Here is a 15,395-nt window from a genome sequence, read left to right as displayed (position 1 = left end):
AAAATGACAGAAGAAATCAAAAACCAACAGGCACAGGATTATGATGCCAGTCAGATTCAAGTTTTGGAAGGTCTGGAAGCCGTTCGTATGCGTCCTGGAATGTATATCGGATCGACTTCAAAAGAAGGTCTTCACCACCTAGTCTGGGAAATCGTTGATAACTCTATCGATGAGGCCTTGGCGGGATTTGCTAGTCATATTCAGGTCTTTATTGAGCCAGATGACTCTATCACGGTTGTTGATGATGGACGTGGTATCCCTGTTGATATTCAAGAAAAGACAGGCCGTCCTGCCGTTGAAACTGTTTTTACCGTTCTTCACGCTGGAGGTAAATTTGGCGGTGGCGGTTACAAGGTTTCAGGTGGACTCCACGGTGTAGGTTCATCGGTTGTAAATGCCCTTTCAACTCAGTTGGATGTTCGTGTTCACAAAAATGGAAAAATCCATTACCAAGAATACCGTCGTGGACATGTTGTTGCTGACCTTGAGGTGATTGGAGATACAGATAAAACAGGTACAACCGTACACTTCACGCCAGATCCAGAGATTTTTACAGAAACAACAACTTTTGATTTTGATAAATTAAACAAGCGGATTCAGGAGCTAGCTTTTTTGAACCGTGGCCTTCAAATCTCTATCACTGACAAACGTGAGGGACTTGAACAAACAAGACACTACCACTACGAAGGTGGAATTGCGAGTTACGTTGAGTATATCAATGAAGACAAAGATGTCATCTTTGATACGCCAATCTACACAGATGGAGAAATGGATGACATCACAGTTGAAGTAGCCATGCAATACACAACGGGTTACCATGAAAATGTCATGAGTTTCGCCAATAACATTCATACACATGAGGGTGGAACGCATGAACAAGGATTCCGTACAGCCTTAACCCGTGTCATTAACGACTACGCTCGTAAAAACAAACTCCTAAAAGATAACGAAGATAACCTTACAGGTGAGGATGTCCGTGAAGGATTGACTGCCGTTATCTCTGTTAAACATCCAAATCCGCAGTTTGAAGGACAAACGAAAACTAAACTTGGAAATAGTGAAGTTGTCAAGATTACCAATCGCCTCTTTAGTGAAGCATTTTCAGACTTCCTAATGGAAAATCCACAGATTGCTAAGCGGATTGTTGAAAAAGGGATTTTGGCAGCTAAGGCGCGTGTAGCAGCCAAGCGTGCGCGTGAGGTTACTCGTAAGAAATCTGGTCTTGAGATTTCAAACCTTCCAGGGAAATTAGCAGACTGTTCATCAAACAATCCAGCTGAAACTGAACTTTTCATCGTCGAAGGAGATTCAGCGGGAGGTTCTGCAAAGTCTGGTCGTGACCGTGAATTCCAAGCGATTTTACCAATTCGCGGTAAAATCCTCAACGTTGAAAAGGCCAGCATGGATAAAATCCTTGCCAATGAAGAAATTCGTAGCCTTTTCACAGCTATGGGAACAGGCTTTGGTGCTGAATTTGATGTTAGCAAGGCCCGTTACCAAAAACTCGTTATCATGACGGATGCCGATGTCGATGGAGCTCACATCCGTACCCTCTTGTTAACCTTGATTTATCGTTATATGAAACCCGTTTTAGAAGCAGGTTATGTTTATATCGCTCAACCACCAATTTACGGTGTTAAGGTCGGCAGTGAAATTAAAGAATACATCCAACCTGGAGCAGATCAAGAAATCCGTCTCCAGGAAGCCTTGGCTCGCTATAGTGAAGGACGTTCAAAACCAACTATTCAGCGTTATAAAGGTCTTGGAGAAATGGATGACCATCAACTTTGGGAAACAACTATGAACCCAGAACATCGTCTCATGGCGCGTGTATCAGTTGATGATGCTGCAGAAGCAGATAAAATCTTTGATATGCTCATGGGTGACCGTGTAGAACCACGTCGAGAATTTATTGAAGAAAATGCTGTTTACAGCACGCTTGACGTTTAAAAAAATTTGGAAATAGTTTCCATGGTTTGAAAAATATGATATAATCATTACAATTGTTTCAAGTATAAAAAGGAGTTTGATATGTCTGATAATCTGTTGATTATTATTATGATTGTAATCGCGGCTCTTCTGATCATTGCTTATGTTGTAGCGATTTTGTTACGCAAACGAAATGAAAAGAGGCTCGCAGTACTAGAAGGAAGAAAGGAAGAGTTGTATAACCTTCCAGTTAACGATGAAGTTGAAGCTGTTAAGAATATGCATCTGATTGGTCAAAGTCAGATTGCATTTAGAGAGTGGAACCAAAAATGGGTAGACCTATCCCTCAACTCATTTGCAGATATTGAGAATAACCTGTTTGAAGCAGAAGGGTACAATAATTCATTTCGCTTCTTGAAAGCTCAACACAAAATTGATCAAATTGAAAGCCAGATTACCCTTATCGAAGAAGATATTGCTTCCATTCGAAATGCTTTGGCAGATCTAGAAAAACAAGAATCAAAAAATAGTGGTCGTGTCTTGCATGCTTTAGATTTATTTGAAAGCTTGCAAAAAACAGTCGCAGAAGATTCTGAGAAATATGGTCAAGCACTTCCTGAAATTGAAAAACAATTGGAGAACATCCAATCAGAATTTTCTCAATTTGTGACGCTAAACTCTTCAGGAGATCCAGTTGAAGCAGCAGGAATTCTGGATAATGCTGAAAATCATATCCTCGCTTTGACGCATATCGTCGAGAGAATTCCAGCAATTGTTACTAAACTAACGACAGAACTCCCTGATCAACTTGAAGATCTAGAGGCTGGCTATCGTAAGTTGCTTGATGCCAACTATCACTTTGTAGAAACTGACATTGAATCACGTTTACAGTTATTGTATGAAGCTTTGAAAAATAACCAAGAAAATATTAAAAAATTGGAATTGGACAATGCTGAATATGAAAACACTCAGATTCAAGAAGAAATCAATGCTCTCTATAATATTTTCACACGAGAGATTGCTTCTCAAAAAGTTGTTGAAAACTTGTTGTCAACACTTCCAACCTATCTTGACCACTTAAAAGACAATAATCAAGTCTTGGTGAAAGATATTGAACGCTTGAGCAAAACTTACTTGATGTCTGAGAGTGATGTAAATCACGTCCGTCGTCTTCAAGTGGATTTGGATTCCCTAGAAGTTACAGTTAGTGATTTGACTTCAGAACAAGAGGAATATTCAGAAGCTTACTCTGTATTGGAAGAACGTTTAGAAAATGTTCAAGCTACATTAAAAGAAATTGAAGATGATCAAGTTTCAGTGAGCGAACGTCTAGTACAGATTGAAAAAGACGATGTCAATGCTCGTCAAAAGGCAAATGTCTACGTTAATCGACTCCACACCATTAAGCGTTACATGGAAAAGAGAAATCTTCCAGGAATTCCACAGAACTTCTTGAAATTGTTCTTTGCTGCTAGCCATAGTACTGAGGATTTGCTGGCAGAGTTGGAACAGTCACAAGTCAACATTGAGTCTGTTAATCGTATCCTAGAAATTGCATCACATGATATGGAAGTTTTGGAAACAGAAACTTACAGTATTGTGCAATATGCAACCTTGACAGAGCAATTGCTTCAATATTCTAACCGCTACAGATCATTTGATGAAGGGATTCAACAAGCCTTCCATGAATCTTTAGAAATCTTTGAAAATGCCTTTGATTATCAAGCATCTTTCGAAAAGATTTCCCAAGCTTTGGAAGTAGCTGAACCAGGAGTAACAAATCGCTTTGTTTCTTCATATGAAAAAACAAGAGAAATCATTCGATTTTAATTAATAAAAGGCGGTGGGAAAGAAATCGGTAGACAAAGTCTCGATTTCGTAGTCCCAGCCCCGCGAAGATGATTAGGAGTTTTTGGAGTCTCAAAGACGAACAAAAAGTCCAATCAGCTACCGCGTCAAAGTTTGATTGCTAATAAAAAGTGAGGTCGGGATCTTTTGTCCCAACCTCTTTCTTTTCTTAAAAAATGGACATTTTCCTATTTATCATTGAAATTATAGGCCTGATTTGATATGATAAGACTATGACTAAAAAAAGAACAAATTGTAAAATAAATGACAAGAAGAGAAGAAATTTGTGGATTATTGTGGGGCTTCTATTCTTCACAATCTTAACATTAGGTGCTGGTATTGCTTATAAAGTCTTGACGAAGCAAGCTTTTGAGCAAAAAATTGAAGCACTGAAAAAAGAAAAAGATGATTCTTATTCACAAGGAAGTCAGAAGGATCATTTTCGTAAGGGGCAGGCAGAAATCATCACCTACTATCCTATGACGGGGGACAAGGTCATTACCTCTGTTCAGGATATCATTGTAAAAGATATCACGGATAAGGTAGAAGATAAAGAACATTTGATTTTTTACTACTCTGAAAAAGATTCATCCTCTATCAAAGGTGTGGAGAGCCATCTTGTAAAAAAACAGGCCTATGACCTGAGTGATTCTACTGTGGTGGAATTAGAAAATACCTCATTAGATCAGCTTTATCTTAAGGAAGATGGGACCCTGTTTACATTAGATCAGCTCTTTACAGATGCTAGCAAAGCTAAAGAGAAGTTTCTTGAGGATATCAAGTCAACGCTCCAAGATAAAAAGATTGAACAAACTCTTGTTGATCAAGTAATAGCCGATTTTACAGCTAGCGATTTATCATCTTGGAAGTTTGCATACAAAGATAGTCAATTGGTTCTTTATCCAATCAAAGCAACCAATAATGTAGAAGAAATAGCTTTGCCTATTTCAGACTTCTTTGATGTTATCCAATCGTCCTATCTAACTGAAAAGGATGCAGAACTTTATAAGAAGGCTCAGGCTGAGAAAAATAAAAAAGTAGTAGCTCTTACCTTTGATGATGGACCAGATGGAAATACAACTCCACAAGCTTTAGATATTCTAGCCAAGTATAAGATCAAAGCAACCTTCTTTGTACAAGGAAAGAATATTGCAGGTAATGAGTCGATTCTTAAACGTATGCAGTCTGAAGGTCATGAAGTTGGAAACCATAGTTGGAATCACCCGGTTTTAACAAAACTGTCATTAGAAGACGCTAAGAAACAGCTTACAGATACCGAAGATGCTATTACAAAAGTTCTTGGGAAAAGCTCTAAATTGATGCGTCCACCATACGGTGCAATCTCAGATGATATTCGTAATAGCCTTGATTTAAGCTTTATCATGTGGGATGTGGATAGTTTGGATTGGAAGAGTAAAAATGAAGCAGCGATTTTGACAGAAATTCAGCGTCAGGTAAGCAATGGATCTATCATTTTAATGCATGATATCCATCAAACATCTGTTAATTCACTACCAAAAGTAATTGAGTATCTACAGGAACAAGGATATAGTTTTGTGACGGTATCAGATCTACTCAACACTCGTTTGAAGCCACATGAGATTTACTATTCTCGTAACCAGTAAGTTCACAGTAGGCAAATATTTAAAAAAATTAAAAAAAGATAGTTTTAATCTTGACAAGTAGGGGAAAACTTGATATCATATAAAAGTTGAGAAAAGCAGAAGTGAGAACTTCTCGCCTTGCGACTAACGTTGTCTGGCCCCTACGGATCAAATTTCAGAAATGAAATACAATCATGTAGTGCGGGTTTGCGTTAGCAAGTCCGCTCTTGTTTTTCTCTAAATTAAAAAAAGAGGTGAAAACCATAGCAAAGCAAGACTTATTCATCAATGATGAAATTCGTGTACGCGAAGTTCGCTTAATCGGTCTTGAAGGTGAGCAATTGGGTATCAAACCACTAAGCGAAGCGCAAGCACTTGCGGACGAAGCTAATGTGGACTTGGTTCTCATTCAACCTCAAGCTAAACCTCCTGTTGCGAAAATTATGGACTACGGTAAGTTCAAATTTGAGTACCAGAAGAAACAAAAAGAGCAACGCAAAAAACAAAGCGTTGTGACCGTGAAAGAAGTTCGTTTGAGCCCAGTTATCGACAAGGGTGATTTCGAAACTAAACTTCGCAATGCTCGCAAGTTCCTTGAAAAAGGAAACAAAGTGAAGGTATCCATTCGCTTTAAGGGGCGTATGATCACCCATAAAGAGATTGGTGCAAAAGTTTTAGCCGAGTTCGCTGAAGCAACTCAAGATATTGCTATCATTGAACAACGTGCTAAAATGGATGGACGCCAAATGTTCATGCAATTGGCGCCAGCAACTGACAAAAAATAATTGTCAGAAAGTTAAATAAAGGAGAAAAAATCATGCCAAAACAAAAAACACACCGCGCATCAGCTAAACGTTTCAAACGTACAGGTTCTGGTGGACTTAAACGTTTCCGTGCTTACACATCTCACCGTTTCCACGGAAAAACTAAAAAACAACGTCGTCATCTTCGTAAAGCATCTATGGTGCATGCAGGAGATTTCAAACGTATCAAAGCAATGCTTACTCGCTTGAAATAATCGCGTATTTGTAAGTAAACAATTCTAGGAAATATTTGGAGGAAATAAAACATGGCACGTGTTAAAGGTGGCGTTGTATCACGCAAACGTCGTAAACGTATTCTTAAATTAGCAAAAGGTTACTATGGAGCTAAACACATCTTGTTCCGTACTGCAAAAGAACAAGTAATGAACTCTTACTACTATGCATACCGTGACCGTCGTCAAAAGAAACGTGACTTCCGTAAATTGTGGATCACACGTATCAATGCGGCAGCTCGTTTGAACGGACTTTCATACTCACAATTGATGCATGGTTTGAAATTGGCTGAGATCGAAGTTAACCGTAAAATGCTTGCTGACTTGGCTGTTAACGATGCAGCAGCTTTCACAGCTCTTGCAGATGCAGCTAAAGCAAAACTTGGTAAATAATTATTCATAAGACTGGTACAAGTTTGTCCCAGTCTTTTTTAACAAAGGAGAAAAAATGGCTTCAAAAATGCTACACACATGCTTGCGAGTAGAAAATCTTGAAAAATCAATCGCTTTTTATCAAGATGCTTTTGGTTTTAAGGAATTACGTCGTAGAGACTTTCCAGACTATGCATTCACTATTGTTTATCTTGGACTTGAAGGTGATGATTATGAGTTGGAGTTGACTTACAACTATGATCACGGACCTTATGTTGTCGGTGATGGTTTTGCTCACATCGCCCTAAGCACACCTGATCTTGAGGCTCTTCACAAAGAACATAGCGACAAAGGCTATGAAGTGACAGCACCTAATGGACTTCCAGGGACTCAACCAAACTATTACTTTATCAAAGATCCAGATGGATACAAGGTAGAAGTGATTCGTGAAAATTCATTATAGTTCCTATCGAGTAGCTTGTATGCTACTCTTTTTTTTGAATTTGTGGTAGAATGAAAGAAAAAGAATGGAGGCAAGGTCATGAAAGTTCATGTAAAAGATGATTTTTGGCAACTATTTCCAGATGCTCAAATCTCTGTATTGGTGGTAAAAGGTCTCAACAATACTATTGATGAGAATGAGGATCCATATTTTAAAGCTTTACTAGATGAAGGGACGAAAAAAGCTCGGACTTTTATACCAGATGAAAATTTCACTCAGAATGAAGTGATTCAAGAATGGCGTCAGGCATTCACTAAATTCAAAACCAAAAAAGGTGCTCGTTCTTCTATTGAAGCTTTATTAAAGCGTGTAAGTCAAGGAAGAGAATTTAATCCAATAAATCCTTTGGTAGATATTTATAATAGTGTTTCACTTTCTTACGCTGTTCCTTGTGGGGGAGAGGATTTAGCTAAGATTGTTGGTGACTTATGTCTCGGAAGAGCTCAAGGGAATGAATCCTTCTTTCCACTAGGGGCCGAAAGTGATGCTCCTGCATTAGCCGATGAAATTATTTATTTTGATGAACAAGGTGCGGTTTGTCGGTGTTTAAACTGGCGTGAAGCCCAAAGAACCATGTTAACAGAAGAAACCAAAGATGCTGTTTTAGTCATTGAAGCTATCAATGAAGACCAAGCATCACGAGCTCGGGAAGCAATGCTAGAATTACATACTAAAATTGAGGAATATTTTGGTGTCAGTGGTAAGATCAGCCACTTGACAGCTACAAATCCTATCCTAGAGCTAGAATAATGAATGGGAATCACGGTTAATTCAACTGTGGTTCTTTTTTCTACAAGGGGAGAAAGAAATTGTTTTTCTATTTTCTAAAATGGTATAATATAAGGAGAAAAAGGGAGGTGATAGCGAGTGATTGCACAACTTGATACAAAAACGGTTTATAGTTTCATGGAGAGTATGATTTCCATTCGGAAGTATGTTGATCAAGGAAAAGCATACGGCTACTCAGCACTTGGAATCATGGATATTGATAATCTCTATGGGGCTTATTATTTTATCAAAGAGTGCCAAAAACAGGGGATTCAGCCTGTATTAGGTCTTGAGGTGTCTGTTCATCATAAGGAGGAACTCGTCAACCTTCGATTTTTAGCCTTGTCAAATCATGGCTATCGAAATATCATGAAGCTTTCGACTCTAAAAATGACAGGTAAAAAGGAATGGACTGATTTTTTCCCCTATCTAGAAGATGTTTGTGTTATTGTTCCCTATTATTCTGCAATTGATTCCTTGGACTTAGGGCATGACTATTATATCGGAGTATATCCAGATACAGTTCAGTCGAATTTTTCTCGACCAATTCTCCCTCTTTATCGTGTTAATTCTTTCGAACCTGAGGATTTAGAAACGCTTCAAATGCTCAAGGCGATTAAGGAAAATGTGACCTTGCGAGAGGTAGATGTTCAATCGCAACAAGGCTTGTTTTTACCTGCTGATCGTTTAGAACAGATTTTTTTAGAGAAATTTCCACTCGCGCTTGAAAATCTTGCAAGATTAATCAAGGAAGCTTCCTATGAGATTGATAGTAGTCTCAAGCTTCCACGTTTCAATCCAGAGCGTCCTGCTGTTGAAGAGTTGCGCGAAAGAGCTATTAAGGGCTTGGAACAGAAAGGCTTACTCGATTCAGTTTATCAGGAACGTTTGGAAGAAGAACTATCTGTGATTCATGACATGGGATTCGATGACTATTTCTTGGTTGTCTGGGATCTCTTACGTTTCGGTCGTTCTCAGGGATATTATATGGGAATGGGACGTGGGTCTGCAGTTGGAAGTCTAGTGGCCTATGCCTTAAATATTACTGGTATTGATCCTGTAGCTAAGAATCTTATCTTTGAGCGCTTTTTAAATCGTGAACGTTATACCATGCCCGATATCGATATTGATATTCCCGATATCTATCGTCCAGAGTTTATTCGCTATGTTCGTGACCGTTATGGTAGTATTCACGCTGCTCAGATAGTCACCTACTCGACTTTTGGTGCCAAACAGGCTATCCGAGATGTTTTTAAACGGTATGGTGTTCCCGAGTACGAGTTAACATCCATAACTAAGAAAATTGGTTTCAAAGATACCTTGACAAGCGCCTATGAAGGCAATCTAGGATTTAGACAACTGATTCAAAGTAAGATTGAGTACCAAAAGGCTTTTGAAATTTCCAAAAAGATAGAAGGCTATCCTCGACAGACATCTATCCACGCTGCTGGTGTCGTGATTAGTGATAAAAATCTAACGGACTATATTCCTCTTAAGTATGGTGAGGATATGCTCATTACCCAGTATGATGCTCATGGAGTCGAGGGAAATGGCTTGCTCAAGATGGATTTCTTGGGCTTAAGAAACCTAACTTTCGCTCAAAAAATGCAGGAGCTCTTATTTGAAACTCAAGGAATTCAGCTAAGGATTGAGAATATTGACCTTGAGGATAAGGAAACTTTAGCCCTCTTTGCAGCTGGAAAGACCAAGGGAATTTTTCAGTTTGAACAACCTGGTGCTATTCGCTTATTAAAGCGCGTGAAACCAGAAAGCTTTGAAGAAGTAGTGGCAACGACTTCCCTCAACAGACCGGGAGCGAGTGACTATATCGACAACTTTGTGGCTCGAAAACATGGTAAAGAAAAGGTAACAGTTCTGGACCCAGTTTTGGAAGATATTTTAGCTCCAACTTATGGAATTATGCTTTACCAAGAACAGGTTATGCAAGTGGCACAGCGTTACGCTGGTTTCAGCCTTGGGAAGGCCGACATTTTACGTCGTGCTATGGGGAAAAAGAATGCGGCCGAGATGCACCGAATGGAGGAAAGTTTCATCCAAGGAGCACTCGAAAAAGGTCATGGAAAAGAACAGGCTCAGCAGGTTTTTGCTGTCATGGAAAAATTTGCTGGTTATGGTTTCAACCGATCGCATGCTTATGCTTATGCGGCTTTAGCCTTCCAGCTTGCTTACTTTAAAACACATTACCCAGAAATCTTTTATCAAGTTATGCTCAACTATGCCAGTGGAGATTATATTCTCGATGCCCTTGAAATGGACTTTGAACTGACACCACTTTCTATCAATACAATTCCGTATCTGGATAAATTGACAGACAAGACTATCTACTTGGGACTTAAGAGTATCAAGGGGATGCCTCGAGATTTTGCCTATTGGATTTTAGAGAATCGTCCTTTTAGTAGTGTCGAAGATTTTGTCACTCGCTTGCCTAAAAATTATCAGAAGTTGAGTCTTTTAACTCCCCTAGTCGAGATTGGTTTATTCGATAGTTTTGAAAAAAATCGCCAAAAAATCTTATCCAACTTACCTACTTTATTTATTTTTGTGGAAGAATTGGGTAGTTTATTTGCAGATAATAGCTACAATTGGCTTGAGAGTGAGGATTTTACGCAAGTCGAAAAGTTTCGTAAGGAACAGGAGTGGCTTGGAGTCGGTATCAGTCCGCATCCCTTACTGATTTTAGCAAAGAATCCCCTCTATCCAATTGTGAGTTTGTCTGAACTATCTGAAGGACAGACAGCTACAGTACTCGTTGAGATACAGTCTATCCGAGTAATCAGAACTAAAAAAGGTGAAAATATGGCCTTTTTGAAAGTTAGTGATAGCAAATCAAATTTGGAAGTTACTGTTTTTTCTGACCAGTATCGCCAATTTAACAATCTCTTACATGAAGGAAGATTTTACTATCTTAATGGAAAAGTACAGGCAAGAGATGGTCGGCTTCAGTTAGTGTTAAATAATCTAAAAGAAGCAGTGAGTGAACGATTTTGGATACAGGCTGCTGATCATGAACATGATACTGAAATTTATCATATTTTAGAGCAATATAAGGGAGAAATTCCAGTCATCATTCGCTACGAAAATGAACAAAAAAATGTCCTTTTACCGAGTTATTTTGTTGCAAAAGATGTTAGTTTACAGGAATCTTTAAGTCAGATAGTTATGAAAACGATTTATCGTTAAAAATCAATGAAAATAAAAGAATTTTAACTTTAATTATGGTATAATCAGTTAGAATGTTAAAAGAAAAAGGAGCAAAACCAAATGAAACGTATTGCTGTTTTGACTAGTGGTGGAGACGCCCCTGGTATGAATGCTGCTATCCGTGCAGTAGTTCGTCAAGCAATCTCAGAAGGAATGGAAGTTTTTGGTATCTATGATGGATACGCAGGTATGGTTGCCGGCGAAATATATCCACTTGATGCAGCTTCAGTGGGAGACATCATTTCACGTGGTGGTACTTTCCTTCACTCTGCTCGTTACCCTGAGTTTGCAAAACTCGAAGGTCAACTTAAAGGGATTGAGCAGTTGAAAAAACACGGTATCGAAGGTGTCGTGGTTATCGGTGGTGACGGTTCTTATCATGGAGCTATGCGCTTGACTGAGCATGGATTCCCTGCTATCGGACTTCCGGGAACAATCGATAACGATATCGTAGGTACTGATTTCACAATCGGATTTGATACTGCAGTTACAACTGCGATGGACGCCATCGATAAGATTCGTGATACATCATCAAGTCACCGTCGTACTTTCGTAGTTGAAGTAATGGGACGTAATGCCGGAGATATCGCTCTTTGGGCAGGTATTGCCACTGGTGCTGATGAAATTATCATCCCTGAAGAAGATTTCAAGATGGAAGACATCGTAGCAAGTATCAAAGCTGGATATGAACACGGTAAGAAACACAACATTATCGTTTTGGCAGAAGGTGTTATGTCAGCGGCAGAATTTGGTCAAAAACTAAAAGAAGCTGGAGATACAAGCGACCTTCGTGTAACTGAACTTGGTCACATCCAACGTGGTGGATCACCAACTGCTCGTGACCGGGTATTGGCGTCACGCATGGGTGCACATGCTGTTAAACTCCTTAAACAAGGAATCGGTGGTGTCGCTGTTGGTATTCGCAATGAGAAAATGGTTGAAAATCCAATTCTTGGAACTGCAGAAGAAGGAGCTTTATTTAGCCTAACAGCTGATGGTAAGATCGTTGTTAACAACCCTCACAAAGCTGATATTGAACTTTCTGCTTTAAACAAGAGCTTGTCTTAATCAACTTTAACTAAACTGGTAAAATGACCATAAAAGGTCGAATTATATAAAGGAGTCACAAAATCATGAACAAACGTGTAAAAATCGTTGCAACTTTGGGTCCTGCGGTAGAAATCCGCGGTGGTAAAAAATTTGGTGATGACGGATACTGGGGTGAAAAACTTGACGTTGAAGCTTCAGCTAAAAACATTGCTCAATTGATTGAAGCAGGAGCTAACACTTTCCGTTTCAACTTCTCACACGGTGACCACCAAGAACAAGGTGACCGTATGGCAACTGTTAAACTTGCAGAAAAACTTGCAGGTAAAAAAGTTGGTTTTCTTCTTGACACTAAAGGACCAGAAATCCGTACTGAATTGTTCGAAGGTGAAGCTAAAGAGTATTCATACAAAACTGGTGAAAAAATCCGTGTTGCAACTAAACAAGGAATCAAATCAACTCGTGAAGTGATTGCTTTGAACGTTGCTGGAGCACTTGACATCTATGATGATGTTGAAGTTGGTCGTCAAGTATTGGTTGACGATGGTAAACTTGGCCTTCGTGTTGTAGAAAAAGACGATGCAACTCGTGAATTTGTTGTTGAAGTTGAAAATGACGGTGTTATCGCTAAACAAAAAGGTGTAAACATTCCTAACACTAAAATTCCTTTCCCAGCTCTTGCTGAACGTGATAACGCTGATATCCGCTTCGGTTTGGAACAAGGTATCAACTTCATCGCAATCTCATTCGTACGTACTGCAAAAGACGTGAATGAAGTTCGTGCAATCTGTGAAGAAACTGGTAACGGTCACGTTCAATTGTTCGCTAAAATCGAAAACCAACAAGGTATCGATAACTTGGATGAAATCATTGAAGCTGCTGACGGTATCATGATCGCTCGTGGTGACATGGGTATCGAAGTACCATTTGAAATGGTTCCAGTCTACCAAAAAATGATCATTACTAAAGTGAACGCTGCTGGTAAAGTTGTTATCACTGCAACAAACATGCTTGAAACAATGACTGAAAAACCACGTGCAACTCGTTCAGAAGTATCAGACGTATTTAACGCTGTTATTGACGGAACTGACGCAACAATGCTTTCAGGTGAGTCAGCGAATGGTAAATACCCACTTGAGTCTGTTCGTACAATGGCAACTATCGATAAGAACGCTCAAACTCTTCTTAACGAATACGGACGTTTGAACTCAGATTCATTTGAACGTAACTCTAAGACAGAAGTTATGGCTTCAGCAGTTAAAGATGCTACAAACTCAATGGACATCAAATTGGTTGTAACTCTTACTAAGACTGGTCACACAGCACGTTTGATCTCTAAATACCGTCCAAATGCTGATATTTTGGCATTGACATTTGACGAATTGACAGAACGTGGATTGATGTTGAACTGGGGAGTTATCCCAATGTTGACAGAAACTCCATCATCAACTGATGACATGTTCGAAATTGCTGAACGTAAAGCAGTTGAAGCAGGTCTTGTAAAATCTGGTGATGATATCGTTATCGTTGCAGGTGTGCCACTTGGTGAAGCAGTTCGTACTAACACAATGCGTATCCGCACTGTACGTTAATCTAATATTAAAAAGCCTATCATATCAAGCTTTCTAGCTTGTGTGGTAGGTCTTTTTTTGTGACGAGGGGCAAAATATATCATTTTCCTTTTAATGCTAAGGTATATATTACAGTTTTCCCTGTAACTTTTGCTGTAATTAGAGATTACAATGATCATCTTAGTATCTTTATGACTAAACCTAGCTAGGATTTTTTGGATAATAAGTCTATCAGTGTATGATTGAGGCTTGAGCTTATTGAGGTTTGTGCAGAAAGGATTGCTAAAAGATAGGATGTAATAGTGTTTAGGAAAATAAAAAAGCTCTCTGGAAAACCAGAAAGCTTTGAGAGGCATCTCCATGTGAGAAACAGGTTCACACAATTTCTCAAGGTCCGCTCCTGCGTTATGACCTCCTTTGCTCAATAGTAGCTCTTGCTACATATCGACTCATCGCATTGTCTATTCTACTATAAGGTTCATAAAATGTCAATAAAAAAAGTTCCTATACCAAGGAACTGTTAAAGAATGCTAATTGCCGGGATCGAACCGGCGACCTCATCCTTACCATGGATGCGCTCTGCCTACTGAGCTAAATCAGCTTACTTAAAAAGTATACTATAGAATCAAATCTTTGTCAATAAAATATTTTATTTAAAAGTAATCGGCTGTCAGTCAAATTAAAATAGCTTTAGGGAATGTCCTAAAGCCATTTTCTTCTAACCTAATTGATTTTGTTTTTTTTCTGGATTCCAGATAAAACTTGCGATAAAGCTAAAGATGATGGTAATAATCGCAACTAAGACAGCAAGAATCAGTGCTGGTATGCGAATAAACCACCACAAAGGATTTGGTTTTTTGTTATTGTGCCATTGTTTTGTTTCCTCATCTAGACGTTGGAATTCTGATTGGATACGTTCAGCAACCATCTCAATTCCTTCATCATTCATTTTCTTAATGTCTGAGATATCGATAGGATTTCCGAAGTTCATATCGACACGTTCGCGACTGATGAGTCCTTTTAAGGTCATTGGGCCAGTGTAAGTAACTGGCATGATGCGAACCTTGGCCATTTTAGCAATCAGAGCTACGCCACCTTTGACATCGTTAGAATGGCGACTACCACTTGGAAACATGATGAGAGATCGGTCGCTCTTTTTAAGAACATTGATAGGGTATTTGATAGCCGAAGCGCTAGGATTCTCCCGATCAATAGGAAAGGCACCACACATACGAATCCACCAACCAAAGATTCGATTAGAGAACAGTTCCTTTTTAGCCATAAAAACAAACTGTTTCGGTTTGGTCGCAAATGCCATGTAGACAGGATCCCACCAAGTACGATGGGGAGCAACTAGGATATAGTTTTCATCCTGACTCGGAATTTTATCCGTATTATGATAATGAGCATTACCGTTGATAGACCAGAGAATCAACATAACCAGCCCACGAAGATAAGTATAAAACATGGTATCTCCTTCAATTTTCTTTCTTTTA

At 39.0% G+C, this 15,395-nt stretch carries 12 protein-coding genes, 1 tRNA gene and 1 other annotated feature; of the genes, 11 read left to right on the top strand and 2 right to left on the bottom strand.

Going from position 1 to position 15,395, the window contains the following annotated elements; genetic code table 11:
* The first annotated feature begins 3 nt into the window (after window positions 1-3).
* From gyrB to pyk, 11 genes are all read left to right on the top strand, one after another.
* Window positions 4-1,950 (top strand): DNA topoisomerase (ATP-hydrolyzing) subunit B, encoded by a 1,947-nt coding sequence (gyrB, locus tag O3658_RS02100; RefSeq protein WP_371559100.1) that lies wholly within the window; start codon window positions 4-6, stop codon window positions 1,948-1,950.
* Window positions 1,951-2,031: 81 nt separating this feature from the next.
* Window positions 2,032-3,759, top strand: coding sequence for a septation ring formation regulator EzrA (gene ezrA, locus O3658_RS02095; protein ID WP_371559099.1), 1,728 nt, complete (start codon window positions 2,032-2,034; stop codon window positions 3,757-3,759).
* Window positions 3,760-4,010: 251 nt separating this feature from the next.
* A complete protein-coding gene (pgdA, locus tag O3658_RS02090) occupies window positions 4,011-5,402 on the top strand; it encodes a peptidoglycan-N-acetylglucosamine deacetylase PgdA (protein WP_371559098.1) in 1,392 nt (463 codons plus the stop codon).
* 87 nt (window positions 5,403-5,489) lie between these two features.
* Window positions 5,490-5,620, top strand: a sequence feature (ribosomal protein L20 leader region).
* Window positions 5,621-5,635: 15 nt separating this feature from the next.
* Window positions 5,636-6,166 carry a translation initiation factor IF-3 gene (gene infC, locus O3658_RS02085; protein WP_000848177.1) on the top strand — a complete coding sequence of 177 codons (531 nt, stop codon included), beginning with the start codon at window positions 5,636-5,638 and terminating at the stop codon, window positions 6,164-6,166.
* 32 nt (window positions 6,167-6,198) lie between these two features.
* A complete protein-coding gene (gene rpmI, locus O3658_RS02080) occupies window positions 6,199-6,399 on the top strand; it encodes a 50S ribosomal protein L35 (RefSeq protein WP_003003453.1) in 201 nt (66 codons plus the stop codon).
* Between the two features lie 51 nt (window positions 6,400-6,450).
* The gene (gene rplT, locus O3658_RS02075; protein ID WP_000124830.1) at window positions 6,451-6,810 is read left to right on the top strand and encodes a 50S ribosomal protein L20; all 360 of its coding nucleotides are present in this window, start codon (window positions 6,451-6,453) and stop codon (window positions 6,808-6,810) included.
* Between the two features lie 55 nt (window positions 6,811-6,865).
* Entirely contained in the window at window positions 6,866-7,252 is a 387-nt protein-coding gene (locus O3658_RS02070; protein WP_000157160.1) for a VOC family protein, read from the top strand.
* Window positions 7,253-7,330: 78 nt separating this feature from the next.
* Window positions 7,331-8,041, top strand: coding sequence for a B3/4 domain-containing protein (locus O3658_RS02065; RefSeq protein WP_371559097.1), 711 nt, complete (start codon window positions 7,331-7,333; stop codon window positions 8,039-8,041).
* Window positions 8,042-8,158: 117 nt separating this feature from the next.
* Entirely contained in the window at window positions 8,159-11,260 is a 3,102-nt protein-coding gene (locus O3658_RS02060; RefSeq protein WP_371559096.1) for a DNA polymerase III subunit alpha, read from the top strand.
* 81 nt (window positions 11,261-11,341) lie between these two features.
* Window positions 11,342-12,349 carry a 6-phosphofructokinase gene (pfkA, locus tag O3658_RS02055; RefSeq protein ID WP_371559095.1) on the top strand — a complete coding sequence of 336 codons (1,008 nt, stop codon included), beginning with the start codon at window positions 11,342-11,344 and terminating at the stop codon, window positions 12,347-12,349.
* A gap of 65 nt (window positions 12,350-12,414) precedes the next feature.
* Window positions 12,415-13,920: a pyruvate kinase gene (pyk, locus tag O3658_RS02050; protein WP_371559094.1), complete on the top strand. Its 1,506-nt coding sequence runs from the start codon at window positions 12,415-12,417 to the stop codon at window positions 13,918-13,920.
* Window positions 13,921-14,427: 507 nt separating this feature from the next.
* Here pyk and O3658_RS02045 read toward each other — a convergent pair.
* Window positions 14,428-14,500 (bottom strand) — tRNA-Thr (locus O3658_RS02045).
* Window positions 14,501-14,617: 117 nt separating this feature from the next.
* The gene (locus O3658_RS02040) at window positions 14,618-15,367 is read right to left on the bottom strand and encodes a 1-acyl-sn-glycerol-3-phosphate acyltransferase (protein ID WP_248034602.1); all 750 of its coding nucleotides are present in this window, start codon (window positions 15,365-15,367) and stop codon (window positions 14,618-14,620) included.
* Window positions 15,368-15,395 lie beyond the last annotated feature (28 nt).

The organism is Streptococcus sp. 27098_8_69 (assembly GCF_041432445.1).
Lineage (GTDB): Bacteria > Bacillota > Bacilli > Lactobacillales > Streptococcaceae > Streptococcus.
The sequence above is the reverse complement of the archived record's forward strand: the minus strand, read 5'-3'. Positions and strand labels throughout refer to the sequence as shown.

Excerpts from the sequence above, each read along its gene's own strand:
- gyrB (WP_371559100.1), top strand. The coding sequence starts at position 4 with ATGACAGAAGAAATCAAAAACCAACAGGCACAGGATTATGATGCCAGT.
- ezrA (WP_371559099.1), top strand. The coding sequence starts at position 2,032 with ATGTCTGATAATCTGTTGATTATTATTATGATTGTAATCGCGGCTCTT.
- pgdA (WP_371559098.1), top strand. The coding sequence starts at position 4,011 with ATGACTAAAAAAAGAACAAATTGTAAAATAAATGACAAGAAGAGAAGA.
- rpmI (WP_003003453.1), top strand. The coding sequence starts at position 6,199 with ATGCCAAAACAAAAAACACACCGCGCATCAGCTAAACGTTTCAAACGT.
- rplT (WP_000124830.1), top strand. The coding sequence starts at position 6,451 with ATGGCACGTGTTAAAGGTGGCGTTGTATCACGCAAACGTCGTAAACGT.
- O3658_RS02070 (WP_000157160.1), top strand. The coding sequence starts at position 6,866 with ATGGCTTCAAAAATGCTACACACATGCTTGCGAGTAGAAAATCTTGAA.
- O3658_RS02065 (WP_371559097.1), top strand. The coding sequence starts at position 7,331 with ATGAAAGTTCATGTAAAAGATGATTTTTGGCAACTATTTCCAGATGCT.
- pfkA (WP_371559095.1), top strand. The coding sequence starts at position 11,342 with ATGAAACGTATTGCTGTTTTGACTAGTGGTGGAGACGCCCCTGGTATG.
- pyk (WP_371559094.1), top strand. The coding sequence starts at position 12,415 with ATGAACAAACGTGTAAAAATCGTTGCAACTTTGGGTCCTGCGGTAGAA.
- O3658_RS02040 (WP_248034602.1), bottom strand. The coding sequence starts at position 15,367 with ATGTTTTATACTTATCTTCGTGGGCTGGTTATGTTGATTCTCTGGTCT.